At 73.5% G+C, this 24,982-nt stretch carries 24 protein-coding genes; 12 read left to right on the top strand and 12 right to left on the bottom strand.

Annotated elements, in window-relative coordinates:
- Positions 1–69 precede the first annotated feature (69 nt).
- From ACGFZS_RS17755 to ACGFZS_RS17745, 3 genes are all read left to right on the top strand, one after another.
- Positions 70–993, top strand: a complete 924-nt coding sequence (locus tag ACGFZS_RS17755; protein WP_365678808.1) for a MurR/RpiR family transcriptional regulator — start codon at positions 70–72, stop codon at positions 991–993.
- A gap of 425 nt (positions 994–1,418) precedes the next feature.
- On the top strand, positions 1,419–1,802 hold the full coding sequence (locus tag ACGFZS_RS17750) for a hypothetical protein (protein ID WP_355718248.1): 384 nt from the start codon (positions 1,419–1,421) through the stop codon (positions 1,800–1,802).
- A gap of 71 nt (positions 1,803–1,873) precedes the next feature.
- The gene (locus ACGFZS_RS17745) at positions 1,874–4,300 is read left to right on the top strand and encodes a SpoIIE family protein phosphatase (protein WP_393795835.1); all 2,427 of its coding nucleotides are present in this window, start codon (positions 1,874–1,876) and stop codon (positions 4,298–4,300) included.
- Between the two features lie 306 nt (positions 4,301–4,606).
- Here ACGFZS_RS17745 and ACGFZS_RS17740 read toward each other — a convergent pair whose 3' ends face one another.
- The gene (locus ACGFZS_RS17740; protein WP_393795834.1) at positions 4,607–5,344 is read right to left on the bottom strand and encodes a peptidoglycan-binding protein; all 738 of its coding nucleotides are present in this window, start codon (positions 5,342–5,344) and stop codon (positions 4,607–4,609) included.
- Between the two features lie 209 nt (positions 5,345–5,553).
- Here ACGFZS_RS17740 and ACGFZS_RS17735 point away from each other — a divergent pair, with 209 nt between their 5' ends.
- The 5 genes from ACGFZS_RS17735 to ACGFZS_RS17715 all read left to right on the top strand — a co-directional run bounded on the left by ACGFZS_RS17735 (position 5,554) and on the right by ACGFZS_RS17715 (position 11,297).
- A complete protein-coding gene (locus tag ACGFZS_RS17735; RefSeq protein ID WP_393795833.1) occupies positions 5,554–6,306 on the top strand; it encodes a TetR family transcriptional regulator in 753 nt (250 codons plus the stop codon).
- 200 nt (positions 6,307–6,506) lie between these two features.
- A complete protein-coding gene (locus tag ACGFZS_RS17730; RefSeq protein ID WP_393795832.1) occupies positions 6,507–6,926 on the top strand; it encodes a Zn-ribbon domain-containing OB-fold protein in 420 nt (139 codons plus the stop codon).
- A gap of 81 nt (positions 6,927–7,007) precedes the next feature.
- A complete protein-coding gene (locus ACGFZS_RS17725; protein WP_393795831.1) occupies positions 7,008–7,394 on the top strand; it encodes a DUF4440 domain-containing protein in 387 nt (128 codons plus the stop codon).
- A gap of 7 nt (positions 7,395–7,401) precedes the next feature.
- Positions 7,402–8,424, top strand: coding sequence for an NAD(P)/FAD-dependent oxidoreductase (locus tag ACGFZS_RS17720; RefSeq protein WP_393795830.1), 1,023 nt, complete (start codon positions 7,402–7,404; stop codon positions 8,422–8,424).
- Positions 8,425–8,597: 173 nt separating this feature from the next.
- Positions 8,598–11,297, top strand: coding sequence for a hypothetical protein (locus ACGFZS_RS17715; RefSeq protein ID WP_393795829.1), 2,700 nt, complete (start codon positions 8,598–8,600; stop codon positions 11,295–11,297).
- A 31-nt stretch (positions 11,298–11,328) separates the two neighbouring features.
- Here ACGFZS_RS17715 and ACGFZS_RS17710 read toward each other — a convergent pair whose 3' ends face one another.
- Genes ACGFZS_RS17710 through ACGFZS_RS17700 form a run of 3 tightly spaced genes read right to left on the bottom strand, consistent with a single transcriptional unit; the run spans position 11,329 to position 13,697 of the window.
- Complete coding sequence (locus ACGFZS_RS17710) at positions 11,329–11,724, bottom strand: PPOX class F420-dependent oxidoreductase (protein WP_359216456.1); 396 nt, start codon at positions 11,722–11,724, stop codon at positions 11,329–11,331.
- Positions 11,725–11,733: 9 nt separating this feature from the next.
- Entirely contained in the window at positions 11,734–12,492 is a 759-nt protein-coding gene (locus ACGFZS_RS17705; protein WP_393795828.1) for a type 1 glutamine amidotransferase domain-containing protein, read from the bottom strand.
- A 32-nt stretch (positions 12,493–12,524) separates the two neighbouring features.
- Entirely contained in the window at positions 12,525–13,697 is a 1,173-nt protein-coding gene (locus ACGFZS_RS17700; protein ID WP_393795827.1) for a MalY/PatB family protein, read from the bottom strand.
- A 190-nt stretch (positions 13,698–13,887) separates the two neighbouring features.
- Here ACGFZS_RS17700 and ACGFZS_RS17695 point away from each other — a divergent pair, with 190 nt between their 5' ends.
- Positions 13,888–15,264 (top strand): S1 family peptidase, encoded by a 1,377-nt coding sequence (locus ACGFZS_RS17695; RefSeq protein ID WP_393795826.1) that lies wholly within the window; start codon positions 13,888–13,890, stop codon positions 15,262–15,264.
- Between the two features lie 95 nt (positions 15,265–15,359).
- On the opposite strand, the gene ACGFZS_RS17690 is transcribed toward ACGFZS_RS17695, so the two are convergent.
- Complete coding sequence (locus ACGFZS_RS17690; protein ID WP_167450010.1) at positions 15,360–15,515, bottom strand: hypothetical protein; 156 nt, start codon at positions 15,513–15,515, stop codon at positions 15,360–15,362.
- A 153-nt stretch (positions 15,516–15,668) separates the two neighbouring features.
- On the bottom strand, positions 15,669–16,817 hold the full coding sequence (locus ACGFZS_RS17685) for an ROK family protein (protein WP_393795825.1): 1,149 nt from the start codon (positions 16,815–16,817) through the stop codon (positions 15,669–15,671).
- A 141-nt stretch (positions 16,818–16,958) separates the two neighbouring features.
- Between ACGFZS_RS17685 and ACGFZS_RS17680 the strand changes: the two genes are divergently transcribed.
- On the top strand, positions 16,959–18,161 hold the full coding sequence (locus ACGFZS_RS17680) for a Gfo/Idh/MocA family protein (protein WP_393795824.1): 1,203 nt from the start codon (positions 16,959–16,961) through the stop codon (positions 18,159–18,161).
- 29 nt (positions 18,162–18,190) lie between these two features.
- On the opposite strand, the gene ACGFZS_RS17675 is transcribed toward ACGFZS_RS17680, so the two are convergent.
- Positions 18,191–18,886: a L,D-transpeptidase gene (locus tag ACGFZS_RS17675; RefSeq protein WP_365678837.1), complete on the bottom strand. Its 696-nt coding sequence runs from the start codon at positions 18,884–18,886 to the stop codon at positions 18,191–18,193.
- Between the two features lie 192 nt (positions 18,887–19,078).
- Here ACGFZS_RS17675 and ACGFZS_RS17670 point away from each other — a divergent pair, with 192 nt between their 5' ends.
- A complete protein-coding gene (locus ACGFZS_RS17670; RefSeq protein ID WP_393795823.1) occupies positions 19,079–20,473 on the top strand; it encodes a pyridoxal phosphate-dependent decarboxylase family protein in 1,395 nt (464 codons plus the stop codon).
- Here ACGFZS_RS17670 and ACGFZS_RS17665 read toward each other — a convergent pair.
- Positions 20,459–21,283, bottom strand: coding sequence for an SDR family NAD(P)-dependent oxidoreductase (locus ACGFZS_RS17665; protein ID WP_393795822.1), 825 nt, complete (start codon positions 21,281–21,283; stop codon positions 20,459–20,461). The genes ACGFZS_RS17670 and ACGFZS_RS17665 overlap by 15 nt on opposite strands.
- A gap of 50 nt (positions 21,284–21,333) precedes the next feature.
- Here ACGFZS_RS17665 and ACGFZS_RS17660 point away from each other — a divergent pair, with 50 nt between their 5' ends.
- The gene (locus ACGFZS_RS17660) at positions 21,334–21,864 is read left to right on the top strand and encodes a hypothetical protein (RefSeq protein WP_365678843.1); all 531 of its coding nucleotides are present in this window, start codon (positions 21,334–21,336) and stop codon (positions 21,862–21,864) included.
- A gap of 1 nt (position 21,865) precedes the next feature.
- Here ACGFZS_RS17660 and ACGFZS_RS17655 read toward each other — a convergent pair whose 3' ends face one another.
- From ACGFZS_RS17655 to ACGFZS_RS17640, 4 genes are all read right to left on the bottom strand, one after another.
- Positions 21,866–22,780, bottom strand: coding sequence for an SDR family oxidoreductase (locus ACGFZS_RS17655; RefSeq protein ID WP_393795821.1), 915 nt, complete (start codon positions 22,778–22,780; stop codon positions 21,866–21,868).
- 95 nt (positions 22,781–22,875) lie between these two features.
- Positions 22,876–23,187 carry a DUF4180 domain-containing protein gene (locus tag ACGFZS_RS17650; protein WP_393795820.1) on the bottom strand — a complete coding sequence of 104 codons (312 nt, stop codon included), beginning with the start codon at positions 23,185–23,187 and terminating at the stop codon, positions 22,876–22,878.
- A gap of 57 nt (positions 23,188–23,244) precedes the next feature.
- Entirely contained in the window at positions 23,245–23,874 is a 630-nt protein-coding gene (locus ACGFZS_RS17645) for an MBL fold metallo-hydrolase (protein ID WP_355727115.1), read from the bottom strand.
- A complete protein-coding gene (locus tag ACGFZS_RS17640; protein ID WP_393795819.1) occupies positions 23,874–24,962 on the bottom strand; it encodes an S-(hydroxymethyl)mycothiol dehydrogenase in 1,089 nt (362 codons plus the stop codon). Before ACGFZS_RS17640 ends, ACGFZS_RS17645 begins: the two co-directional genes overlap by 1 nt.
- Positions 24,963–24,982: the final 20 nt, after the last annotated feature.

The raw sequence follows: 24,982 nt of genomic DNA, 5'->3' as shown, positions 1-24,982 counted from the left end.
GCACACCCCCTGGTCACCACGGTCCGTGAGCTATGTTGAGTCCTCGTGGGAGACAAAGGAGGCGCTTCGGTGCCATCGCCGCAGCAGGCCCGTGCACAGGCGTCCGCGATCACCTCGGGCAAGACCGTGCCGGAGGCCGAGGCCGCGCCCACCTCCCAGCTCCGCGAACTCTTCGACGGCCCCCGGCTCTCCCCCGGGCAGCGGCGCATCGCCCAGTACCTGATCGACCACATCACCGAGGCGGCCTTCCTGTCGATCACCGACCTCGCCGAGCGGGTCGGGGTCAGCCAGCCGTCGGTGACACGGTTCGCGGGCGCGGTCGGCTTCAACGGCTACCCCGCGCTGCGCGAGCGGCTGCAGTCGATCGCGCTGCGCACCCTGGCGGGCGGCACCGGGGCCGCCACCGAGCAGCGCAGCAACGAACTCCAGGCGGCCGTCGACGCCGAGATCGAGAACCTGGAGAACCTGCGCCGCGACTTCGCCGACCCGGACCGGGTGATCTGGATCGGCCGGGAGCTGTCCCAGTCGTCGCCGCTGACCGTGCTCGGACTGCGTATCTCCGTCTCGCTCGCGGAGTACTTCGCCTACGCCGCCCGCCGTATCCACCCCGACGTACGACTGGTGACCCGGGGTGGCAGCGTGGCCTACGACTCGCTGCTGCAGTCCCGTGAGGCGGGCGGCACCTGGGTGCTGGCGTTCGGCATGCCGCGGCACGCCCAGGAGACGCTCACCGCGATCCGGGTGGCGCGCACCGCGGGCCTGCGGGTCGCCCTGGTGACCGACCTGGCGCTGGGCGCGCTGGCCGACGAGGCCGACGTCACCTTCAGCACCGGCATCGGGTCCCGCCTGGTCTTCGACACCTACGCGGCGCCCGGACTGATGGCCGCCGCGCTGCTCCAGGCCATGACCGACGCCGACCCCGAGCGCACCCAGGCGCGCCTGGAGGAGTACGAGCAGGTCGCCGAGCAGCACCAGTTCTTCCTCAAGGACTGACTCCGGGGGCCCGCGGTCCGGCCGCCCCCACCCTCCCGCCACCTCACGCGTAGCGGACCATTCACCGCATTTCACGCATGAATGTTTTCATACGTCTTGCAAACCGGACGGCATATATAAATACTGCTCACGGATCACCCCGGCACACTCCGGGCACGTTCCGCACGAGGACGCACCGCTCGCACCCGCCCCGAGAAAGCCGACGGACCGCCCATGCGCACGCAGCACCACCCGCAGTGCCGGCGGCCGACGCCCGGGGTCCCTGCACGGACACCCCCGCCGCCGTCTCCTACCCGCGTCGGCGCACGGGGTGTTCGAACGGGCATCGCTCGCGCGATCCGCCCGCGGCGGCTCCGGCCATCCCCTAGGCCGGAGCCGCCCTCACCCCCGTCGACCACCCTCACGACGCCGCCCTCCCGGAAGCGATGATCATGACTCTGACGACGACCGCGCGCATCAGCCCCGACTGGCCCTGCCAGGTCAAGGCACCGGGCAGCTACGACTGGGAGCGTTCCGCCGCCAAGTGGCTGCGTGAGCTGGTGCCGGCCCGCTACGCCAGCTACCCGGCGATGCTCCGGCACCCCGTGCTGCTCGCCCGGCACGCGCAGATCCAGGTCCAGCACGAGATCCGGGTGGCCCGCACGGCACTGCAGACCGCGCGGGCCGAACTGCCCCTGCTGGGCCTGCCGGAGTCGGTCATCGAGCACACGATCAAGCTGTACGCGGCGGAGGTGCTGCAGCTCCAGCACATCGCGCGCAGCGTCCGCGTGGTCACCGAGGCGCTCGTCGGGCACAGCACCGGCCGCTGACCGGCCCCGCGACCACCGCCGGGTCCGCCACGGGAGTGATCGGATCCGCCGTTCTGTGCCATGCTCATCGCGTGACGAGCGAGCCTGCGCCTTCGGTCGGGAACGGCGCCGCCGCCGAGTCGGTCGCCCTGGCGAGAATCGTGGCCAGACAGCGTGCCGAGCTGGACCGGCTGCGCGAGGCCGCGGCCACCTCGGCCGTGCTGGAGCGGGCCAAGGGCGCGCTGATGGCGAGCACCGGCTGCTCCCCCGAGGCCGCGCACGAGCAGCTCGTACTCCGGGCCGGGACCGCCCGGCGCACGCTGCTCGAGGAGTGCTGGCTCACCCTCGGCGCCCTGATGCCGACGGCACCGCCCGCCGAACCCCCGTCCGCCGGCCCCGTCTCCCGGGAGACGCCCACCGCCCCCGGTACCGCCGAGACCCTGGGCCGCCTCGGCCTGGCGCTGGTCCGGGTCGGCTCCCCGCAGGACCTCGCCGGCTGTCTGCTGGACCACCTGGCACCGGAGATCGGCGCCGACGCCGTGTTCCTCTACCGGCGCGGGACCGGCGACGGGCTCGAACTCGTCGGGCACGCCGGTGTCGACGCCACGCTCGCCGCCCAGTGGCACCGGATACCGCCGCTGTCCGGAATAGCCCCGCTGGAGGCGCTCAGGTCCGGGGAGCCGCTCTGGCTGGAGGACGTCGCCAAGGACCGGGAGCGGTACCAGCTGATCGGCGAGGTCCCCGAGCGCTGGCCGTCCCGGGCCTGGCTGCCGGTGCCCGCCGGCGCCGCCGCCCCGGTGGCCCTCGGCGTGCTGCGCCGGACCGCGGGCGCCTTCGACCCGGCCTCGCGGGAACTGCTGCGGGCCGTCGCCCGGCTCTGCGCCGGCCGGCTCGGGGCGCTCGGCGCACCGGCCGAGCCGGCCGCCGCGGACGTCTCCCAGGCGGTGCAGACCGTCCTGGACGCCCTGCCGGGGGCGGCGATCCTGCTGACCCCGCTGCGCACCCCCGCCGGTGAGGTGGAGGACTACCGCATCGACGCCGCCGCCCCGAACGCCGTCGACATCCTCGGCCGCACCGGCCGGGAACTGGTCGGCACGAGCATCCTGGAGAGCTACCCCTCCGTCGCCGGCGAACCGCTGTGGCACGGGTACCTGAAGGCGCTCGGCGGCGATCCGTACGAGGGCGAACCGTTCGTCTACGAGGAGGACACCGCCGGGGTGACCATGACCGCCACGTACTCGGTACGGGCGGCCCGGCTCGGTGACGGGCTGCTGGTGACCTGGCTGCGGCACGACACCGAGGAGCGGCAGGAACAGCGGCTCGCGGACATGCAGCGGCTGGGCAACCTCGGCTGGGCGAACTGGAACCTGATCACCGGTGAGACCGCCTGGTCGTCGCAGGTGTACACCATCCTGGGCCGCGACCCGGCCCGCGGCCCGGTCGCGCTGGACCGGCTGGCGGACCTCGTGCTCCCCGAGGACGCCCGGGCGCTGGCCGGTGCCGTCGGCGAACTCACCCGCACCGGGCGGTCGTTCGACGTGCCGTTCCGGATCAGGACCGGGAACGCCGTACGGCATCTGCGGGCCGTCGCGGAGGGGGTGACCGCCGCCGACGGCGTGGTCGTCGAGGTGCACGGGTTCGTCCAGGACCTCACCGCGCAGCGCAGCGCCGAACTCGCCCTGGTGGACAGCGAACGGGCGATCCTGATGCAGCGCGGGATCCTGCAGGCCGAACGGGCGCTGGCCGCCCGGCTCCAGCACGCGCTGCTGCCGCTGCCCAGCGGGCCGGTGCGGCTGTGCGGGCTGCGCGTCGAGGTCGCCTATCTGCCCGCCCAGGCGGGGACGCATGTCGGTGGCGACTGGTTCAGCGCCATCGAACTGCCCGACGACGCCGCGCTGTTCGTGGTCGGCGACGTGGCGGGGCACGGTGTCGACGCGGTCGCGACGATGGCCCAGCTCCGGTTCACCGCCAAGGGCATGGTGACCACCGGCTCCTCCCTGACCCGGGCGCTGGCCCGCCTCAACTTCCTGCTGCTGCACTCGCGCGACAGCCAGTCCACCGCGACCCTCGTCCTCGCCCGGTACGAGCCCGCCGGGCGCCGGCTCGTCTGGGCCCAGGCCGGACACCTGCCGCCGCTGCTGGTGCGCGGCGGCGAGGTTCGCCGGCTCGACCGGCCGGAGGGCATGCTGCTCGGGGCCAGCACCGACCCGGTCTACACGGCCGCCGAGTGCCGGCTGGAGCCCGGCGACCGCCTGCTGATGTACACCGACGGCCTGGTGGAACGCCCCGGCGAGGACATCGACACCGGCCTCTCCCGGCTGGCCGACGCCGTCCGCACCGCCGAGCCCGGCTCGCTGGAAGCGCTGCTCGACACGCTGCTGGAGGGCGAACGGCGGGACGACGTGTGCGTGCTGGACATCCGGGTGCCGGTGGCGGACGAGGCCGGGGGCGGGGCCGGGTCCGGGGGCGGGGCCGGGGGCGGGGCCGGGGACGAGTCCGGATCCGGAGGCGGGGAGTAGCCGGACGGCCGGACCGGTGCGGTGGAGCGGGCGCGGCCGGAGGGTGCGGCGGAGCGGGCGTGCCGGAGCGGTCATTCGTCGTTGCGGTGCCGCCAGTACCAGAACAGGCCCACCACGAGGGCCAGCAGGAACACGGCGGGCAGCAGCAGGCCCGGGATGCGGGAGCCGTTCATCGGCATGGCCTTCGGGGTCGTACGGTGCGGGCGCGGCGGCACTGGGCCGCCGCGTGGCTGCCCATGATGACGCCTGCTCAGCGCACGTCTCCCGGGGTTTTCCCGAGCTATTGCCCGGCGTTCGAGGAGCCGCTCAGCCGTCGGTGAGGCTGGTGCGGGACTCCAGGGACTGGCGGGTGTCGTTGCCGTAGACGCCGCGCTCGTCGCCGCTGATGCCGTACCAGATCTGGAAGCGTTCCACGGCCGCGGTGAGGGCGGTGTCGTAGGTTCCGGCGGTGGAGCCGTCGCGGTAGACGTCCGGGATCCGCAGCAGGCGTTGCTCCAGTTCGACGACCTCGGGGCCGGTGTCGCCCTGGCGGAGGGTGCCGGCGCCGTCGGGGTCGGCGGAGGTGTCCGAGGCCGGCGGGGTGGTGGCCGGTGCCGTGGTGGCGGACGGGGAGGCCTGGGCGGCCTCGGCGGTGCTCTCGCGGCCCGGCAGCAGGAGGGCGCAGCCGAAGCCGACCAGGGCGGCCGCGCCGACGGCGACCACGGCGGCGGCCCGGCGCAGTCCCGGCCCGAAGCCGAAGACCCGCGAGGAGTCGCCGCCATGGCCGTGGCCGTGGGATCCGGTGCGCGGGCCGTCGGTGACGGGCGGCAGTTCCTGGGTCTCGTCCTCCGTGCCCGTGCCGGGCCCGTGGGGGGAGTCGAAGGCCTCGAAGTCCGCCGCGCCCGGCGGGCTCTTCGAGAGTCTGGCCTTCTCGTCGGCCTCCGCCTCCTCGCGGATCTCGCGCATCAGCTCCGCGAGGGCGTCCAGCCGGCGCGGGCGCAGGACCCGGACCGGTTCCAGGACCGGTCCGCGCTGCGACTGCTCAGGGTCGGGCGGTGTCGACACACTGCTCTCCTTCTCCGTCCTGCGCGGGCACAGGTGTCCGCGATCCCCGAGAACACATACGCGAGCACCGGCCCGCCGGTTCAGCCCGGACCCGGCGGAGGGGAGACACGGGAGCGGCGGGAGGAGCGGGAGGGGCCGAAGTGCACTCAGTTCCCCCATCGGGGTGCACTGAGTGCCATGGGCCCGTTCGGAATGCTACGTTCGCGTCCATGAGCTCCAGCAGCACGGCGCCGTCCGAGAAGCCGCCCATGCGGGACGCCCTGGTGGCGGCGGCCTTCCAGCTCTTCCTGGAGCGCGGGTACGAGCAGACGACCGTGGACGACATCGTTGCCCTGGCGGGCGTGGGCCGGCGCTCCTTCTTCCGCTACTTCCCGTCCAAGGAGGACGTGGTCTTCCCCGACCACGAGGGCTGTCTCGCCGACATGACCGCCTTCCTGGCGGCGAGCGAGCCCGGGGCCGAGCCGGTACGGCGGGTCTGCGACGCGGCCCGGCTGGTGCTGCGGATGTACGCGGAGAACCCGACGTTCTCCGTGCAGCGCTACCGGCTCACCAAGAAGGTGCCGGGGCTGCGCGCGTACGAGCTGTCGGTGGTGTGGCGCTACGAGCGCGCGCTGGCCGAGTACCTCCGCGGCCGTTACGCCGGCCGTCCGGACGGCACGCTGCGGGCGGACGTGGTGGCGGCGGCCGTGGTCGCGGCGCACAACAACGCGCTGCGCTCCTGGCTGCGTTCGGACGGGCAGGGCGACGCGGGCGCGACGGTCGACCACGCCCTGGGGTACGTGCAGTCCGCGTTCGGCACCGGCCCCGCCGCCCCGGCACCCGCCCCCTCCCCCGCGCCCGCCGTGCTGTTCGGCGGCGGTCCGGCGGAGCACCCCGACGACGTGGTCGTGCTCGTCTCCCGGCGCGACGCCCCGCTGTGGCGGGTGGTGCAGGAGGTCGAGACGGCGTTCGGCCGCGCCTGACCGTCCCGCGGCACTCCGCCGACGCGCACCGACGCGCATCACTGGGCCAAATTTGGGGTACTCAGTGCCTAGACGCTTGGCACTGAGTGCCATACGCTGTCGGCGTGCACGGTGGCACGGTGAGCCGGGCACAGGCGTGCCCGGCCGGGTCCGGGCACGCGGGATTCGGGATTCCGGGCGAACGCAGGGAGTTGACCAGCGTGTATCACCACCAGGCGAGCGCCGCGCAGTCGGCGGTCGGATTCGCGACGGGCGTCCTCGACCCCGTGCCGGCGGACCGTCACAAGGACGCCATCGTCTTCCAGCGCTGCACCTGGTGCGGCACCGCCATGTACCACCGGCTGCTCTGCCCGGTCTGTCAGGGCAGCGAACTGCGCACCGAGCGCAGCGAGGGCACGGGTACGGTCCGCCACGCGACGGTGGTGCACCGCAACACGCCCGCCGCGCGCAATGTGTCGCTGATCGAGATGGCGGAGGGGTTCGTCGTGCGGGGCCGGGTCATGGGCCCGGCGATGGGCATCCACAGCGGCGACCGCGTCAGGCTCTCCACGGCCAAGGACCCGGTGCGGGGCGAGCCGGTCTTCCAGCTGCTCGACGAGCCGTACCGCGCCTGGAGCTGACGGCCGGAAACCCGGTGTCGGAACCCTGGTGTCGGAAACCCGGTTGCGCGACGGCCGGTCACCCGGGTGAGGATGCCTCCCATGGACGATGCATCAGCCCAGGTGGCCGTCGCGATCGCGGGCGAACTGCGCCTCATGGACCCCGAGGTGCGCGCCTCCCGGGAACTGGCCCGCGAACTCCTCGACCCGGAGTTCGTGGAGGTCGGCGCCTCGGGCCGCCGGTTCACCCACGAGCAGATGCTCGCCCAACTCCCGGACAAGGCGGGCGCGTCGAAGGACGGCCCCCGGTACGAGCCCTCCGGCATGACCGGGGTCGTACTCGCCCCGGGCCTCGTCCTGGTGACCTTCGACGCCCGCCTCGGCGACCGCCGCTCCCGGCACAGCTCCCTGTGGCGCAGCCGGGACGGGGAGACCGGCTGGCGCATGTACTACCACCACGCCACGGTCGTACCGCCCGGTGTCGAGTAGGCCCCGGATGACGGACGTCGTGGTCGTGGGAGCCGGGATCCTCGGCGCGTCGGTGGCCTGGCACCTGGCGTGCGCGGACGTGCCGGTGACGCTGCTGGAGCGCGGAACGGGCCCGGCGACGGGGGTCACCGGGGACTCCTTCGCGTGGATCGGGGGCGTCTCCGGCGACTGGCCCGGGGGCGCGGCGGATCTGCGCGGATCGGTCCTCGCGGACTGGCGGCGGCTGGAGTCCGAGCTGCCGGAGGTGACCGTGCGCCGCACCGGCTCGCTCACCTGGCCGGCGCCGTCCGGTTCCGGCACGGACCGGCACCGGCTCCCCGAGGGCAGGTACCGGATCGGCCGGGCCGCGATCCAGGCCCTGGAGCCGGGCCTGCGCACACCCCCCGAGACGGCCGTCCACACGCCGTCCGACGCGGGCGTGGACCCCGTCGCCGTCACGGCGGCGCTGGTGCGGGCCGCACGGGCGCGCGGTGCCCGGGTCGAGTACGGGGCGTCCGCCGTGGCACTGCGGACCCGTGCCGGGCGGGTCACGGGCGTCGACACCGGGGCCGGGTTCCGGCCCGCCTCCGTCGTCGTACTGGCCGCGGGCACGGGCGTCGTCGAACTGGCCGCGCCCCTGGGCGTCGGACTGCCGGTCGCCGGCTCGCCCACCCGGCTGCTCCGGCTGACCGCACCACCGGGACTGGTCCGGGGCATCGTGGCCGGGCCGGATTTCGAGGTGCGCGAGGTGAGCGCGGGGCGGCTGCTGCTGACCCATGCGACGCCGAGCGCGGAGACGGCCGCCGCCCTCTTCCGCGCGGCCTTCGAAGGCGCCGGGGAGTGCCGGGTCACCGGCTCCCGGGTCGGCCTCCGGCCCGTGCCCGAGTTCGGCCCGCTGATCGGCCCGCTCACCCCGGACGGCTCCGCGTACCTGGCCGTCACCCACTCCGGCGTCACCCTCGCCCCCACCGTCGGCCGCCTGGTAGCGGCCGAGCTGACCACCGGCCGTCCCTCCCCCGAGCTCAACAGGTGCCGCCCTCCCCATACTTGACCAATCACTCTCCCCTCACAGGCAACCCACAGACTCCCCTCCCCGTCCTCCGGAACGCGAGGGGCCCCCGGGACTTCCGGGGTGCCCCGGCTCGCCTTCCTAGGAGGGGAACATTGGTCCGTACCCGGCGCATATGGGTCACCGCGGCGGCGGTGCTCGCGCTCGCGGGAGGAATGTCAGGGACCGCCGCACAGGCGCGGGAGGCACCGGTCGCGGCGGCGGCCGGGACGAAGCTGCCACCGGGGTGGCGCATCGACGAGGGAGGATCGGCGCCGCAGTTGGTGTGGCGGTCGGGCAGACGGGTGCCGATGGGTGATGCCCGGGTGGAGTTCCGGGCGGGCGGACGGCTGTTGGGGGTCCCGAGGCCGGAGCGGGACGGGCACGGATTCCGGCTCGGTCTCGACGGCGCGCGGCCCGGCGGGCTGAAGGATCTGCAGGTCTGGTCCGGCGGACGGCGGCTGGACGCCCGTCCGTCCGAGGAGGCGGCGCCGCGGTCGGCGGCCCGGCCCCCGGCTCCGCTGCCCGCCGGCCGGGTGGACCCGGGCAGGCCGGGCTCCTACCGGACGACCACCGGCTCGTACCGGCTCAGGTCGGTGCGCCTGCCGGGGTTCCCGGTCCCGGTCGAGATGAGCGCCGTGGTGGTCGCGCCCACCGGGATCGCCGGTCCGCGCCCGCTGGCGCTGTTCCTGCACGGCCGCCACGGGACCTGCTACAAGCCGCAGGGCGGCGCCGACGACGTCTCCGGCGCCTGGCCGTGCCCGGCCGGGACGCTGCCGATCCCGAGCCACCGGGGTTACCTCCGCGACCAGCGGCTGCTGGCCTCCCAGGGCTATGTGACCGTGTCGATCTCGGCGAACGGGATCAACGGCCAGGACTGGCAGGCCGAGGACGGCGGCGCCCAGGCCCGCTCGTCGCTGGTCCGGCTGCACCTGGCGCGGTGGGCGGACTGGGCGCACGACCCGCGGCACGCGCCCCGGATCGTGCGTGAGGCACCCCGCGCCGACCTCTCCCGGGTGCTGCTGATCGGCCACTCACGGGGCGGCGAGGGCGTGAACCGGGCCGCGCTGGACAGCCTGTACCCGCCGCCCGCCGACCAGGACGGCTACCACGGCCGGGTCCGCTGGCACATCAGTGGCACCGTGCTGATCGGTCCGACCGTCTTCGGCCAGAACCCGGTGCCGGACGTGCCGTCGGCCACGATCCTGCCGGGCTGTGACGGCGATGTCTCCGACCTGCAGGGCGAGGTGTACGTCGACGGCACCCGCGCGGTCAGCGACGGCAGGGCCCTGCACAGCGCGGTCTACGTGATCGGCGCCGACCACAACTTCTTCAACACCGAGTGGACCCCGGGGCAGGCGCAGGCCCCGGCGGAGGACGACTTCTACGACGACCCGGACCACCGGGACCCGGTGTGCTCGCCGGGGGCCGCGACCCGGCTCACCGCCGACCAGCAGCACCGGGCCGGTTCGACGTACATCGCGGCGGCGGCCCGGCTGTTCGTCGCGGGCGACGACCGGGTGCGTCCGCTGCTGGACGGTTCCGGGCGGCGGGCGCCGTCCGCCGATCCGGCGCGGGTGCTGACCCACGCGGTCGGCGCGAACCGCGGTGCCGGGTTCCTGCCGGACGACAAGGTGACCGTGACCGGCGGCCGGCTGTGCTCGGCGGTCGACCCGGACCCCGCGGTGGCCTGTCTGGGCGAGGGCGCCAAGGGCGCCTCACCGCACTTCGCGCAGTGGGAGACGGCCCGGGAGAGCGGCCGGCACGCGATCGCGCTGCGCTGGACGTCCGCCGGCTCGCCGACGCGTGTGCGGCCGGCCCGGCCGGTCTCCCTGCGCTCGGCCGAGTCGCTCGCGCTGCGGGTCTTCGTGCCGCCCGACTCCCGGGGCACCCGGCTCGACGTGTCCGTCACCGACGCCCACGGCCGCAGGGCGACCCTGGGCCGGGTCCAGGTCGACGGGCTGCCGGGCAGTGACCGCACCGCGTCCTACTGGGCGCGGGAGCTGCGCGTGCCGCTGACCGCCGCCCGCGCGGCCGGAGTGGACCTGGGCTCCGTCAAGTCCCTTGAGCTGACTCCGCGTTCGGGGTCCGGGCGGGCCTGGCTGATGGACGCCTGGGGCTGGCGGCCGGGCACCCCGGCGGTCCGGGCGGCGGCGCTGCCGCGCGTGGACGTCGGCCGGGTCACCGTCGACGAGGGCGACTCGGGTGTGCGCACCTACCACGTTCCGGTGCGGGTGTCCGGGCACGGCAGCGGCCGGGTCCGGGTGTACGTCGTCGACCCGGCGACCGGCACCGCGAAGGACCGCGTGGTCACCGCGCGGCCCGGCGGCCATGGTGTCGACGTCCCGGTCGCGGTGCGCGGCAACACGCGCTTCGGCACCGACGTGTCGTACGACGTACTGGTCAAGGCCGTGCACGGGGCCGTGGTCGGCTCCTACCTGGGCGGGCTGACCGTGCGCAACGACGACCCGGCGCCCACCGTCACGGTGACCCCGCTCGCGGGCGAGGTGACCGAGGGCTCGGCCCTGAAGTGGCGGATCTCGCTGTCCGAGGCCGCGGACACCGACATCGCCTCGCTGTTCGTCCCGGTCCCGGTCACCGGCCCGGAGCTGTCCACGAAGGACGTCGATCCGCGCTGGCTGGCCGACGCCTCGGGCGCGGAACCGGACCCGGAGCGGCCGCTGTCCAAGGTGGAGGGCCTCTACCTCTGGCTGGACGTCCCCGCCGGGCAGACGAGCCTGGACGTGACCGTGCCCACGGTGAAGGACCAGGTCAGGGAGGACACCGAGACGGTGAGCTTCCGGCAGACCGATGACGAGGGCAGCCCGCTGCCGGGTGGCCTGGTGCTCACCGGCAGGGTGCTGGACGCCCCGTAACCGCACGCGCCCTGGGGAGGCGGCGGCCTCCTCAGGGCGTCAGGGTGACCCGGATGCCGACCGTGCCGTCGGCGCCGCGCCGCAGCCTGCTGCCGAGGAGGACGAAGCGGCCGGCGATGCCGTACTTGCGGGCGATCAGCTTGCGGTAACGGGCGGCGGTGGCCGCGTCGGTGATCTCGGCGGTGGCCGCGACCGGGTCGCCGGCGGCGTTCCCCCGCACGTCGCAGGGGCCGACCGTGACCTCGGCGCGTCGGCGGATCCGCTTGACCTTGAAGCTGTCGGCCACCGTCCAGACGCCGAGCGCGTCCCCGTCCCGCACCACCCACACCGGGGTGGGGACGGGTGTGCCGTCCTTGCGGTAGCTGGTGACCAGCAGGTACTTGCCGGCGCCGAGCCGGTCGAGGTCCGTCCCGGTGGTGTCGTCCATGGCGGAAGTCTAGGCGCCGGTGGGCCGTTCGAGCAGATCGAGGTAGCGGCGGGCGAAGAGATAGGCGTCGCCGGGCCAGCGGGCCGAGAGATAGTCGCCGTCCTCGACGACGAAGGCGGGGCTGTCGTCGTTCGCGGTGCCGCGCCGGGTGAGGACGCGGGGCCCGCGCTCGAACTGGGCGGCCGGGTCGGCGAGGGCGGCGCGCACCTCGTCCTCGACGTAGGCGGGGTACGTGCGGTAGTAGCGGCCCAGGCGCCAGGCGGTCGTCAGATAGGCGGTGCGTTCCATGTACTTGGGCAGGCAGGTGGTGCGGCGGCCGGACAGGACGCTGCGGCCGGTCGCCGGGTCCTGGGTGCGGGCGAGGACCAGTACGCCGTGGCAGATCGCGCCCACCGGCCGGCCGAGCGCCCAGAACCGGCCGACCGTGGCGCGGAGTTCGGGCGAGCCGAGGTACTGGCGCATGCCGGGCGCGTGCCCGCCGGGCAGCACCAGCCCGTCGAAGCCGCCGGCGTCGAGACCGGCCCACGCCACTGTCCCGGTGAACTCCGGTGCCGCGGTGAGCTGTTCGTAGAACCGCTTGGGTTCGTCCTCGGCTCCGAGCTGTCCGAACAGGACGCCGGTGAGCAGCCTGGGGTCGGCGGCGGGCCGGGTCCCGGCGTGTTCGGTGGCGAACACGACCTCGTGACCGGCCCGGGTCAGCAGCCGCCAGGGCACGGCCACTTCGGTCACGTCGAAGTCCCGGTCGGGAAGCGGCATCAGCACACGCATACGGTCATGATGGCAGCCGGGCGCGCGGCGGCTCAGGCCAGTGCCGCCGCCATCCGCCGTACGGCCTCCGTGATGATCTCCGGGGAGGTCGCCAGGTTGAACCGGACGTGCCCGGCGCCGCCCGTGCCGAAGGGGATCCCGGAGTTGACGGCGACCCGGCCGCGCTCCAGGAAGACCTCGGCCGGGTCGTCGCCGAGGCCGAGGGCGCGGCAGTCGAGCCAGGCGAGGTAGGTGGCCCGGGCGGGCCGGTACCGGATGCCGGGCAGGTGGCGGTCGAGCAGGTCGGCGAGGAGCCGCCGGTTCTCGTCGAGCCCGGCGAGCAGCGCGTCCAGCCAGGCGGTGCCGTCGGTGAGGGCGGCGGTGTGGGCGAGGACGCCGACATGGCTCGGGCCGTGGCTGACCTCCTCCGGCAGCCGGGCGAGGTCGGCGGCGGCCCCGGGTCCGGCGACGGCGAGCGCGGCCTTGAGTCCGGCGAGGTTCCAGGCCTTGGACGCCGACATCAGCGACAGCCCGCGCTGCGCGCCCGGCACGCTCAGATACGGCACGAAGTCGGCGCCCGGGGCGGTGAGCGGGGCGTGGATCTCGTCGGCGACGACCCGGACGCCGTACCGCTCGGCGAGGGCGGTCACGGTGGTGAGTTCGCCGGTGGTGTGGACGGTGCCGGTCGGGTTGTGCGGGCTGCACAGCAGATAGGCGGCCCGGCCGCCGCCGAGGCCGCGGAAGGTGTCGGCGAGGACGTCGAGGTCGATGCGTCCGTCGGCGCCGAGCGGGGCCTCCACCACCTGCCGGTCCAGATGACCGACGAACTGGTAGAAGGGCGGGTACACCGGGGAGTTGACGACCACCGGGTCACCGGGCCCGGTGACCAGCCGGAGCATCTCGACCACGCCGAGCATCACGTCGGGGACGATCGCCGTGCGGGACACGTCGAGTCCGTCCCAGCCCCAGCGTTTCGCGGCGAACGCGGCGAGCGCCTCGGCGTAGGCGGTGCCCGCCGGATAGCCGGTGTCGCCGCGTTCCATCGCCTCCGTGACCGCGCGGACGACCGCTCCGGCGAGCGGCACGTCCATCTCCGCCACCCACACCGGGAGCACGTCCGCCGGGTAGGTGCGCCATTTCATGCTCGTACGACATCGCAGCCGGTCGAGGGTGAGGGCGCGCAGCGGGTTCGGCTCGGCCGGGCTCTCGTGCGGGATGCTGGTCATGACGTCAAGATAGGCGGCGGCGCCGGGCCCGGGAACGAGGCGGACGGCCACGTCGTACTGCCACGGGATCGCAAAGATCACCGGCGCTGTGAACGCCTCCGCGCCCGCCCCCGTATGAAGAGCAGGGCGCTCGACGACCGGAGGGCCCCGCGGTGCAGGCACCGCGCGTTCGGGGTTTCGGGAGCCATGGATGAGGCACGCACGACGACGGGTCGTCCGGCGGGGGACGCAGCTGGCGGCGGTCGGCGGACTCCTTCTGGGAGGCGCGATGGTCACCACGGCCATGGCGAGCGAGACTCCCGGCACGTCCGCCGTCCCCTTCAGCTCCGCGACGGAGGCCGGTGACACCGGCGCCTCGCTGGTCGCCACGCTCGGTACGGCCCGTACGGCGGGCAGCTGGATCGGCGCCGACGGCAAGCCGGTGGTCGCGGTGACCGACGAACAGGCCGCGGCGATGGTGAAGCGGGCGGGCGCCGAGCCGAAGCTGGTCTCGCACAGCATGAACGAGCTGAAGGCGGCAACCGCGACGCTGCGGGCGGCGCCGAGGGTGGCGGGGACCGCGTGGGCGGTGGACTACCGGACCAACCGGGTGATGGTGGAGGCCGACAGCACGGTCTCCTCCTCGGACTGGTCGGACCTGAGCCGGGTCGCCGCGGGCATCGGCAGTTATGTGCAGATGCAGCGCTCCGAGGGGAAGTTCACCACCCGGCTGAACGGCGCACAGCCCATCCTGTCGACGGGCGGCCGCTGTTCGGCGGGGTTCAACGTCACCAACGGGACGACCGACTTCATTCTCACCGCCGGGCACTGCGGTCCGGCCAAGACCATCTGGTTCGACGAGGGCCAGGGCAACAACCAGCAGGTCGGCACCACGATCGACACGCAGTTCCCGGGCAGTGACTTCTCCCTGATCCAGTACGCGAACGGGAAGGCCGGTGACAACGCCGACGTGGTCGCGATCGGCAACGGCCAGGGCGTGCGGATCACCGGGTCCGCCGATCCGACGGTCGGGCAGAAGGTGTTCCGCAGCGGTTCCACCAGCGGACTGCACGACGGCACGGTGACCGCGCTGAACGCGACCGTCAACTACCCCGAGGGCACGGTCACCGGGCTCATCCAGACCAATGTGTGCGCCGAACCGGGCGACAGCGGCGGTCCGTTGTTCTCAGAGGGCATCGCGCTGGGCGTGACCTCGGGCGGCAGCGGTGACTGCACCGTGGGCGGGGTGACGTTCTTCCAGCCGGTGACGCGGGCGATGGCCGCGCTGAACGTGCAGCTGATCGTGTCGAAGCAGGCGGCGGCCGGCGGGCAGAGCGCCGCGCCGACGCCCTCGACCTCGGCCACCCACAGCGCGATCGCGCCGAGCGCGGCCTCGCCGGGGTCGTCGGCGCCGGTCGGCGCCTCGGACGGGACCGGTCTGATCGCCCGGCTCACGGACACCCGCAACGTCGGTCCGGGTCTGCTGGTGGTCGGGGGCAGCCTGGTCGCCCTGGTCGCCACCCGCTTCATCCGCGCGGAGCAGGACCGCAAGGCGTACCAGCGCTACTACTCGGCTACTTGGGGCTGACGGAGAGGGTCGGCGAGAGCCGGCTGAGGCCTACGAGAAGGGCACCCGCTCCTGCGGGTGCCCGGGACGGGCGGTCGGGCCGCCTGGTCCGGCTGCTACGGGGTCGCCGCCGCCCATTCGAGGACGAGCCGCTGGTACTCCTCGCGCTGCTCGGTGCTCAGTGTCCCGCCCGACCGGAGCCACAGGGCCCGGATCTCCTCGTTGACCTCGTCGGCCGATCGCTCGGTGACGGCTTCAACAGTGGTGGACATGGTGTGAAGCATATGCCGATCGACGTGAAGGCGCCGTGAGTAAGTACGACTGATACGGACATAACGGACCGTGTTACTCATCACGTCAATGTGTCAAGCGGAAGCGGGAGTTCGATGCGGAACGGTGGCGGCCGTCCGGGCTGACACGGCAGTTCAGCCGTCGGCCCCGCCGAGCACCAGCACCTGGATCGCCAACACGGCGGCGCCGCGCGCCCAGTCGTGGAAGTCGGAGACCTTCGTCTCCAGCCGGACCGGCGCGGCCAGCGGGTGCCGGTGGGCGCGGACGACGTCCAGCACCGCGTCCCCGGCCACCTCCATCAGGCCGACCCCCTCTCCGGCCAGCAGGATCTTCTGCGGCAGCACGAAGTTGGCGATCTGCGCGAGCAGTGTGCCCAGCGCCCGGCCGGCCTCGCCGATCACCCGCGCGGCCATCGGTTCGCCCTCGGCGGCGCCGGCCAGGATCTCCTCGTAGGACGCGTCCCGGCCGGTGGCGGCCCGGATCTGGTAGCGGATGCTGGGGATGGTGAGCAGGGACACGGCGCTGCCGCGTTCGCCCTCGGGGGTGAGCGGGCCCAGCGGGTCGATGATCCAGTGCCGGCCGAAGCCGCGGTCCTCCTCGGCATAGGGAACCCGCTTCCCCCCGAGCACCAGCCCGTAGCCGATGCCCGCGCCGATGGTCAGCACGACGAAGCGGTCCAGTCCGCGGCCGGCGCCGAACCAGGTCTCGGCCTCGACCAGGGCGGCCACGTCGTTCTCCACGACCACCGGCAGCCCGGTGCGCTCCCGGACCAGCTCGGCCAGCGGCACGTCACGCCATCGCAGGTACGGCGACTCGCCGACCACCGCATGGTCCCGCACGAACCCGCCGACGCCGATGCCTATGCCGGCCACGGCGGGACGGCCGGCGGCGAGCTCGGCCGTCATGGTGGCCAGCAGGTCGGCGACCTGCTCGGGGTCATGGCTGGTCAGGGGCCGGTCGAGGCGGGCGACTATGTCGCTCCTGAGGGAGGTGACGACGCCGTACACCATCTCGTCGGTGATCTTGAAACCGAGGAAGGAGCGGGACTCGGCGACCACGTCGAGCGGCTGCGAGGGGCGGCCCTGGCGCGCCTCCGCCGGCGCTCCCGCCCAGGGGGCCTCCACGAGCAGGCCGGACTCGATGAGCGGCTTGGTGAGGCGGGTGAGGCTGCCCTGGGAGAGCCGGAGCCGATGGGCCAGCTCGGTGCGCGACAGCGGGCCGTGCACGAGCACCTCGATCGCCACGGAGCGCTCCGCGGGGCTCAGGGGCAGCCAGTCGCTCACGGGATCCCTTTTCTTCCGGACCTGAAGTAACCCGGCCACCCTACTGTGCGCCGGGTGCGCCGCAGAAGCGCCCTTGTGCTGTCTTTCCTACTTCCTTCCGCCCCTTGACGGGAAGATTCTTCCGAAGCAAAAGTAACCACCATGACTTTCTCACTCGGCATCGTCGGCGCCGGTCAGTTCTCCGGCCAGTTCGCCACGCTGTTCCAGGCCCATCCCGGCGTCGGCGACGTCTACGTCACCGATCTGCTGCCCGAGCGGGCGGAGCAGCTCGCCGCCGCCCAGAACCTGGCGGGCGCCTTCCCGTCGTACGAGGCCATGCTGGAGTCGGCGGACGTCGACGCGGTCGCGATCTTCACCCAGCGCTGGACGCACGGCCCGCTGGTCCTGCAGGGCCTGAACGCCGGCAAGCACGTGTACTCGGCGGTCCCCATGGCGATCACCACCGAGGAGATCGCGGCGATCATCGACGCGGTCAAGGCGACCGGCCTGACGTACATGATGGGCGAGACCAGCCAGTACAACCCGGCGACCGTGCACGCCCGCAACCAGATCGCCGAGGGCGCCTTCGGGCGGCTGTTCTACGCCGAGGGCGACTACGTCCACGACATGGACCTCGGCTTCTACGACGCCTACCGCTACAGCGGCGGCGAGAACTGGAAGTCGACCGCCAGCTACCCTCCGCTGCTCTATCCGACGCACGCGGTGGGCGGGGTGCTCGGCGCCTGGCAGACCCACGCGGTGAGCGTGTCGGCGATCGGCGTGACCGACGACCGCGGCGACGGCGTCTTCGACAAGGACGTCAGCCAGTTCGGCAACGACGTGTCCAACGCCACCGCGCTCTTCGAGGTGGCGGGCGGCGGGTCGTTCCGTACCAACGAGTTCCGGCGGGTCGGCTACCCGTCCCACATCCGTGAGTCGCGGTTCCGGTTCTTCGGCACCGAGGCGAGCATGGAGCAGCTGGCGACGGTGGCGCTGTGGCAGGACAAGAAGGGCGTGAAGGACATCAGCGAGCTTCTCGAGCCCAAGCCCACGATGCCCCCGGACGACCCGTCGCTGCGGCACATCGCGCCGGAGCTGCGGGCCGCGTTCACCTCCGGGTCGGCGCCGGTGCACGACCGGGAGCGGCTGCCGCGCGAGTTCGACACGCTGCACAACGGGCACGAGGGCAGCCACCACTTCCTGGTGGACGACTTCGTGACGGCGGTCAACACCCGCACCCTGCCGACGGTGAACGCGTGGGTCGCCGCCCGCTACACCCTGCCGGGCATCGTCGCGCACGAGTCGGCGCGGCAGGGCGGGGCCAGGCTGGAGATCCCGGACTTCGGGGACGCCCCGGCGAGCTGAGCCGGGGCGCCGGCCGGGGCCGGGTGCCGTCAGGTGCCCGGCTTGCGGCCGTACACGTAGACGTCGTCGCCGGTCTTCAGCAGCGACCAGTACTTCTTGGCGGTGGTGGTCGTCATGTTGACGCAGCCGTGCGAGCCCGGCGGGTTCCACATGCTGAGACTCACCGAGTGGAAGGCCTGGCCGCCGTCGAAGAACTGGCTGTAGGGCATCGGCACGTTGTAGACCGACGAGACGTGGTCGATGTCACGCCAGTAGATCTTCTTCAGGCCGGTGCGGGTCTCGAACCCGTCGCGGCCGGTGCGGACCGGGACCGGACCGTAGACGAGCTTGTTGCCGTCCTGGATCCAGCTCAGCTGGAGGGTGAGGTTGACGCAGGCGATGCGCCCCTTGTTGGTGGGGCACTTGCCGTCCTTGTTGGGGTTGTTCCCGACGGCCTTCTGCTTGTTCATCAGGTCCATCACACCCCAGGTGACGGACCCGGCGTAGCCGACGGCGGGGGTGATGCCGTGCTTGTTCTGGAACGCCTGGATCGCCTTGCAGTCGGCCGTGGACTGCTTGCCGTCCACCGGCCGGCCGAGGAACTTCTCGACCTGCTTCTGGTACGGCCCGGCCTGCGTGGTGCAGCTCGCGGCCTGCGCCGGGGCGGCGGTGACGGCGAGCGCGAGCGGCGCCACAAGACCCGTGACACCGAGCACTACGGCACTTCGTCTACGTATGTCCCCCATATGACGTCTGTCTCCTTTTTCTGTGCTGTGGTCTCGTCGTACTGGACCGCCCGATGCGCGGCATTGGTTGTAGCCCGGGGCGGGCTGTGACGAAACGGTTAACTTACCCGTCGCGACCGCCCCGGCCGCATCGGTCCACTTACCCGGAAGTGGCCCGCGCCACAGCGTCGTGGCCGACCTAGTGTGCGGGGCATGCACCCCGCACTCGCCGCCGATCTCGCCCGGCTTCCCGAACTCCTCCAGTCCGCCCGCGACGTGGCCGCCCGTGCGGCGGCCGGGTCGGCCGAGCGGCCGGTGGCCGTACTCGGGCCCGCACCCGCGCGGGCGGCGCTGCCCGAGCGGGGGGAGGGCGGGGCCGGCGCGCTGGCCCGGTTCACCGAGCGGTGGGCGCCGGGAATGTCCGCCTCGGCCGGGCCACGCTACCTCGGTTTCGTCACCGGCGGTGTGACCCCCGCCTCCCTCACCGGCGACTGGCTGACCTCGGCCTACGACCAGAACCTGTCCGGCGACGCCGGTTCCTGGGGTGCCGCCCTGGAGCGCGAGACCGTGTCCTGGCTGGCCGAGCTGTTCGGACTCGGCGAGGCGCACAGCGGGGCGTTTGTGACCGGCGCCACGATGTCGAACACGGTCGGCCTGGCCATCGCCCGGGAATGGCTCGGCGAACGGCTCGGGGTGGACGTCGCCCGGGCCGGGGCCGCCGCGCTCGGCCCGGTCGACGTGCTCTCCGGCAGCCCGCACTCCAGCGTCGGCAAGGCCCTGTCGGTGCTCGGCATCGGCCGGGACCGGCTGCTGCCGGTGCCACTGCTGCCCGGCGACCGGGAGGCGGTGGACGTGACCGCGCTCGACACGGCGCTGGCCGCGCTGGAGGGACGGCCCGCGATCGTCGTCGCCAACGCGGGCACGGTCAACACCGTCGACTTCGACGACCTGCGGGCGATCGCCGCCCTGAAGGAGCGGTACGACTTCTGGCTGCACGTGGACGCCGCGTTCGGCGCCTTCGCCGCCCTCTCCCCCGCCCACGCCCCGCTGGTCGCCGGGCTCGACGCGGCCGACTCGGTCTGTGTCGACCTGCACAAGTGGCTGAACGTCCCCTACGACGCGGCCGTCCAGTTCACCCGCCGCCGCGACCTGCAGATGGCCGTCTTCCAGAACGAGTCCCCCTACCTGGGCCCGCCCGCCGGCACCCCGGACTTCCTGCACCTCACCCCGGAGAACTCCCGCCGGATGCGGGCGCTGCCGGCCTGGTTCGCGCTGACGGCGTACGGCCGGGACGGGCACCGCGAGATCGTCGAGCGCAACGTCACCGAGGCCCGCCGTCTCGGCGCCGGCATCGAGGAGTTGCCCGCCCTGCGGCTGCTCGCCCCGGTCCGGCTGAACGTCGTCTGCTTCACCCTCGCCGGGGATCCCACGCGGGAGCGGGTGGCCGCCCTGGCCCGGTCGGTCGCCGCGTCCGGGGAGGCGTTCCTGACGCCGACGGTGTTCGCCGGGGTGCCGGCGCTGCGGGCGGCGTTCAGCAACTGGCGGACCGCCGAGGACGACACCTGCCGGGTGCTGGAGGCGCTCGCGACGGCGTCAGCGGCCCTCTGAGCCGCCCCGGGCCTCCCGGTGCGGGCGCAGCGCCGCGTGGAATCCGCTGTGGACGGCGGTGAGCCCGCCGTCGACGCGGAGGGTGGTGCCGGTGATCCAGGCCGCGTCGCGGGAGGCGAGGAAGGCGACGGCGGCGGCCACGTCGGCCGGTTCGCCGACCCGGCCGAGAGGGTAGAGCGGCCGGACGGCGTCGAGTTCGTCCTCCCGCCCCTCCCAGGCCGAGGTGCGGACCGTGCCCGGCTCCACCAGGTTGACCCGGACCCCGCGCGCGGCGGCGTGCCCGGCCAGGGTGCGGGTCAGCGAGACCAGTCCGGCCTTGGCGGCGCTGTAGGCGTGGTTGCCGAAGTCCGCCTCGGCGTTGACCGAGCCGACGCTCACGATCGCGCCCCGGCCGGAGGCGGCGAGGTGCGGAAGCGCGGCGCGGCAGCAGCGGTGGACGCCGGTGAGCGTGATGTCGAGGTCGAGGGCCCAGGCATCGTCCGGCTGGTCCTCGAACAGCGGGCGGTCCGGGGTGCAGTGGGCGGCGCTGTTCACCAGCACGTCGAGTCCGCCGAAGGCCCCGACGGCGTGCTCGACGGCCGCCGCCACGGAGTCCCGGTCGGCCACGTCGCAGCCGAACGCCTCCACCGCCAGGCCCTGTTCGCGCAGCGCGGCCGCCGTCTTCTCCGCCTCGGGCAGGTCCCGGTCGGTCGCCAGCACCCGGGCGCCCTCCTCGGCGAGCCGCCGGGCGACGGCCGCGCCGATGCCACGGGCCGCGCCCGTGACGAGAACCCCGTGTCCGGCGAAGCGATCGAGTCCAGGTCCGGTCATGACTACGACCGTACGGGCGCGGCGATCAACAGGACAGATAGCGTGCGCACATGTCCGCGTTCTTGCAGCAACTCCCGGCTCTCCTGGGCGTCGTGATCGGCGCGCTCGGTTCGTATCTCGCGGTGGTGCGGGGTGATCACGCGCGGTTCCGGCGGGAACAGGCGGCGCGTTGGGACGAGCGCCGGCTGACGGTGTACGCGGAGTGGGCGCAGGCGCTGAAGAAGACCGTCTCCGTCGACTACCGGGTGGCGGCCCATCTGGGCAACGACCCGCACCCGCACCCGCTGTCCCCGCAGGACGCCGAACCACTCCTGGCCGAGGCCCAGTTGGCCCGTGATCCGTACGGCGAGAAGCTCATCATGCTGGGCAGCCCGGCCGTGGTGGAGAAGGCCCAGGAGTGGGTCGTCACCGTCATGGCGATGGAGCGGTTCCTGCGGGAGGAGCGGCAGGACCCCGGGACCTGGCGGACGCTGCTGGACCGGCAGCGGGACGGCCGGGACGGCTACTACGCGGCCGTCCGCGAGGACCTGGCGCTGCCGCCCGGCCACTCCGGGCGGCTGCCGCTGCCGGAGGAGGCGTGAGTCACCGGTAGCCGGTCACGTCCGCCGGCCGGCCCGCGTCCTGCACCTCGACGAGGTAGCGCCAGGCGTCGGGGCGGCTGCCGTCGAGGTCCGTGAAGCCGTACACCTGGGCGAGGGCGCCGCTGGAGAGGGACTGTCCGTTCCAGCGGGCCACCTCGGGGTCGGCGGCGAGGGCGGCGACGGCGCGGCCGACGTAGCGCGGGGTCTCGGAGATGGCGAAGTGCGGGACGGTGTCGAGGGCGTCGCGCCAGGTCTCCTCGGTGACCTTGAAGTGGTCGAGCATGATCTCCGAGCGCAGCCAGCCGGGGGTGAGGGCGACGGCGGTGGCGCCGCGCGGGCCGAGTTCGTGGCCGAGGGCGAAGCCCATCCGCAGGACGGCCGTCTTGGCGAGGTCGTAGAAGAAGGAGACGCGGTAGGTGTCGCGGTTGTAGTCGGCGGTGCCGTCGGTCATCTCGACGACCAGTCCGCCGGGCCCGCGCAGCAGCAGCGGCAGCGCGAAGTGGCTGGTGATCGCGTGGGTCTCGACGGCGAGCCGCAGCAGCCGCAGCCCGTCGTCCAGGTCGTGCTCCCAGACCGGGCGGTCCCAGGCGAACAGGTTCTCGCCGCCCCAGATGTCGTTCACCAGGATGTCGAGGCGGCCCTGTTCGTCCGCGACGCGGTCGACGAGGGCACGCACGGCGGCCGGTTCGAGGTGGTCGACGGGTACGGCGATGCCGTGGCCGCCGGCCGCGGTGACCAGGTCGGCGGTGTCCTCGACGGTCTCCGGGCGGTCGTACTCGGAGCGGCGGGCGCGGGTGGAGCGTCCCGTGGCGTAGACGGTGGCGCCCGCCGCGCCCAGTTCCACCGCGATGCCGCGTCCGGCTCCGCGGGTCGCCCCCGCGACGAGCGCGACCTTTCCGTCGAGCGGTCCGGGCATGTCAGGCCTCCGTTGCGTGATCCTTCGCTGTCAGGTCGAGGATCGCGCGGAAGCCTGACATCCCCTGTCGCCTTTTCCGGACGGGCTGCCGCAGGTCACTCCGTGGGGCGCAGCCGCTGCTCCGGTTCCCCGTCGTCGGCGACGAACCAGAGCCGGCGGCCCCGGTTCGCCTCGTGCACGAAGTCGCGCAGCGCGGAACCGGCCGCCGCGCCCGCGACCCCGGAGCGGAGCCGGAAGGACTCCTCGCTGATCCGCTCGACGGGGACCGCGACCAGTTCCGCGTCCCGGCCCATCGCGTCGCCGAGGAGGTCGAGGGCGGCGCTCTCGCCGGCCGGCGCCGGCCCCTCGGGGGCGCAGCGCAGGACGCGGGTGGTGTGCGGGGTCACGAGCGTGGCGGGGGTGGTCATGCGCGTGATCGTAGGAGGGCCCGCGGCCACGCGCCCGGGGTTCTCCGGCTGGTGCGGTCAGTGGCCGCGGGCGATCCACTCCGCCAGGTGGGGTGCCTCGGCGCCGATGGTGGTCGGGTCGCCGTGTCCGGTCAGGACCTTGGTCTCCGGCGGGAGGGTGAGCAGCTTGTCCCGGACGGAGTCGATGATCGTCGGGAAGTGGGAGTACGACCTTCCGGTCGCGCCCGGGCCGCCCTGGAAGAGGGTGTCGCCGGTGAAGACGGCGCCGAGCCCGGGGTCGTACAGGCAGACGGCGCCGGGGGCGTGGCCGGGCGTGTGCAGCACGGTCAGGTCGGCGCCCGCGGTCTCGATGACCATCCCGTCGGCCAGATGGTTGTCGGGGTCGCGGTCGGGGTGGGTCATCTTCCACAGCGGCAGGTCGTCCGGGTGCAGCCAGATCTTGGCGCCGGTGAGGTCCGCGAGGGCGGGCGCGGCGTCGATGTGGTCGTTGTGGGCGTGGGTGCAGATGATCGCCTTGAGGACGCGGTCGTCCACGGCGGCGGCGATGGCCTCGGCGTCGTGGGCGGCGTCGATGACGATCACCTCGCGTTCGTCGCCCACGATCCACACGTTGTTCTCGACGTCCCAGGTGCCGCCGTCGAGGGTGAACTGCCCGGCGGTGACCAGTCGTTCGATGCGCGTGGTCATCAGAGCACCACCACCGAACGCAGCACGTCGCCGCCGTGCATCCGCTCGAACGCCTTCTCCACCTCGTCGAGCTGGACGGTCTCGGTGACGAAGGCGTCCAGCGGCAGCCGGCCCTGCAGATGCAGGTCGATCAGCATGGGGAAGTCCCGGGAGGGCAGACAGTCGCCGTACCAGCTGGACTTGAGGGCGCCGCCGCGGCCGAAGACGTCCAGGAGCGGCAGTTCGAGCTTCATCTCGGGGGTCGGCACGCCGACCAGGACGACCGTGCCGGCGAGGTCACGGGCGTAGAACGCCTGGTTGTACGTCTCCGGGCGGCCGACCGCCTCGATGACGACGTCGGCGCCGAAGCCGCCGGTCAGCTCGCGGATCGCCTCGACCGCGTCGTTCTCACGGGAGTTGACGGTGTGGGTGGCGCCCAGGGCGCGCGCCTTCTCCAGCTTCCGGTCGTCGATGTCGACGGCGATGATCCTCGCCGCCCCGGCCAGCCGGGCCCCGGCGATCGCCGCGTCACCGACACCGCCGCAGCCGATCACGGCGACCGAGTCGCCCCGGCCGACGTTGCCGGTGTTGATCGCGGCGCCGATGCCCGCCATCACCCCGCAGCCGAGGAGACCGGCGACCGCCGGCGAGACGGCCGGGTCGACCTTGGTGCACTGGCCCGCCGCCACCAGTGTCTTCTCGGCGAAGGCGCCGATGCCGAGCGCCGGGGAGAGCTCCTGCCCGGTCGAGGCGAGGGTCATCTTCTGCTTCGCGTTGTGGGTGTTGAAGCAGTACCAGGGGCGGCCGCGCAGACACGCCCGGCAGTTCCCGCACACCGCACGCCAGTTGAGGATCACGAAGTCCCCGGGCGCGACGTCCGTGACGCCCTCGCCGACCGACTCCACCACGCCGGCGGCCTCATGGCCCAGCAGGAAGGGGAACTCGTCGTTGATACCGCCCTGCTTGTAGTGCAGGTCGGTGTGGCAGACCCCGCAGGCCTGCACCTGTACGACGGCTTCGCCCGGCCCGGGGTCCGGCACCACGATCGTCTCGACCCGCACCGGCTCGTTCTTCCCCGGTGCGATCACGCCGCGTACTTCCTGCGCCATGGACCTGACCTTTCGTCGCT

The sequence above is a fragment of the Streptomyces sp. NPDC048288 genome (assembly GCF_043201555.1).
In the GTDB taxonomy this organism is placed as follows: domain Bacteria; phylum Actinomycetota; class Actinomycetes; order Streptomycetales; family Streptomycetaceae; genus Streptomyces.
This window is presented reverse-complemented; position numbering and strand designations above follow the sequence as displayed.

What these genes read in the sequence shown, in the direction of transcription:
- ACGFZS_RS17705 (WP_393795828.1), bottom strand. Translation starts at nt 12,492, where the DNA reads ATGCGTGTGCTGATGCCGCTTCCCGACCGGGACTTCGACGTGACCGAA.
- ACGFZS_RS17665 (WP_393795822.1), bottom strand. Translation starts at nt 21,283, where the DNA reads ATGACCGGACCTGGACTCGATCGCTTCGCCGGACACGGGGTTCTCGTC.
- ACGFZS_RS17725 (WP_393795831.1), top strand. Translation starts at nt 7,008, where the DNA reads ATGGACGATGCATCAGCCCAGGTGGCCGTCGCGATCGCGGGCGAACTG.
- ACGFZS_RS17750 (WP_355718248.1), top strand. Translation starts at nt 1,419, where the DNA reads ATGATCATGACTCTGACGACGACCGCGCGCATCAGCCCCGACTGGCCC.
- ACGFZS_RS17690 (WP_167450010.1), bottom strand. Translation starts at nt 15,515, where the DNA reads ATGTCCACCACTGTTGAAGCCGTCACCGAGCGATCGGCCGACGAGGTC.
- ACGFZS_RS17670 (WP_393795823.1), top strand. Translation starts at nt 19,079, where the DNA reads ATGCACCCCGCACTCGCCGCCGATCTCGCCCGGCTTCCCGAACTCCTC.
- ACGFZS_RS17645 (WP_355727115.1), bottom strand. Translation starts at nt 23,874, where the DNA reads ATGACCACGCGCATCGAACGACTGGTCACCGCCGGGCAGTTCACCCTC.
- ACGFZS_RS17675 (WP_365678837.1), bottom strand. Translation starts at nt 18,886, where the DNA reads ATGGGGGACATACGTAGACGAAGTGCCGTAGTGCTCGGTGTCACGGGT.
- ACGFZS_RS17660 (WP_365678843.1), top strand. Translation starts at nt 21,334, where the DNA reads ATGTCCGCGTTCTTGCAGCAACTCCCGGCTCTCCTGGGCGTCGTGATC.
- ACGFZS_RS17715 (WP_393795829.1), top strand. Translation starts at nt 8,598, where the DNA reads ATGTCAGGGACCGCCGCACAGGCGCGGGAGGCACCGGTCGCGGCGGCG.
- ACGFZS_RS17700 (WP_393795827.1), bottom strand. Translation starts at nt 13,697, where the DNA reads ATGACCAGCATCCCGCACGAGAGCCCGGCCGAGCCGAACCCGCTGCGC.
- ACGFZS_RS17720 (WP_393795830.1), top strand. Translation starts at nt 7,402, where the DNA reads ATGACGGACGTCGTGGTCGTGGGAGCCGGGATCCTCGGCGCGTCGGTG.
- ACGFZS_RS17680 (WP_393795824.1), top strand. Translation starts at nt 16,959, where the DNA reads ATGACTTTCTCACTCGGCATCGTCGGCGCCGGTCAGTTCTCCGGCCAG.
- ACGFZS_RS17655 (WP_393795821.1), bottom strand. Translation starts at nt 22,780, where the DNA reads ATGCCCGGACCGCTCGACGGAAAGGTCGCGCTCGTCGCGGGGGCGACC.
- ACGFZS_RS17710 (WP_359216456.1), bottom strand. Translation starts at nt 11,724, where the DNA reads ATGGACGACACCACCGGGACGGACCTCGACCGGCTCGGCGCCGGCAAG.
- ACGFZS_RS17695 (WP_393795826.1), top strand. Translation starts at nt 13,888, where the DNA reads ATGAGGCACGCACGACGACGGGTCGTCCGGCGGGGGACGCAGCTGGCG.
- ACGFZS_RS17735 (WP_393795833.1), top strand. Translation starts at nt 5,554, where the DNA reads ATGAGCTCCAGCAGCACGGCGCCGTCCGAGAAGCCGCCCATGCGGGAC.
- ACGFZS_RS17640 (WP_393795819.1), bottom strand. Translation starts at nt 24,962, where the DNA reads ATGGCGCAGGAAGTACGCGGCGTGATCGCACCGGGGAAGAACGAGCCG.
- ACGFZS_RS17650 (WP_393795820.1), bottom strand. Translation starts at nt 23,187, where the DNA reads ATGACCACCCCCGCCACGCTCGTGACCCCGCACACCACCCGCGTCCTG.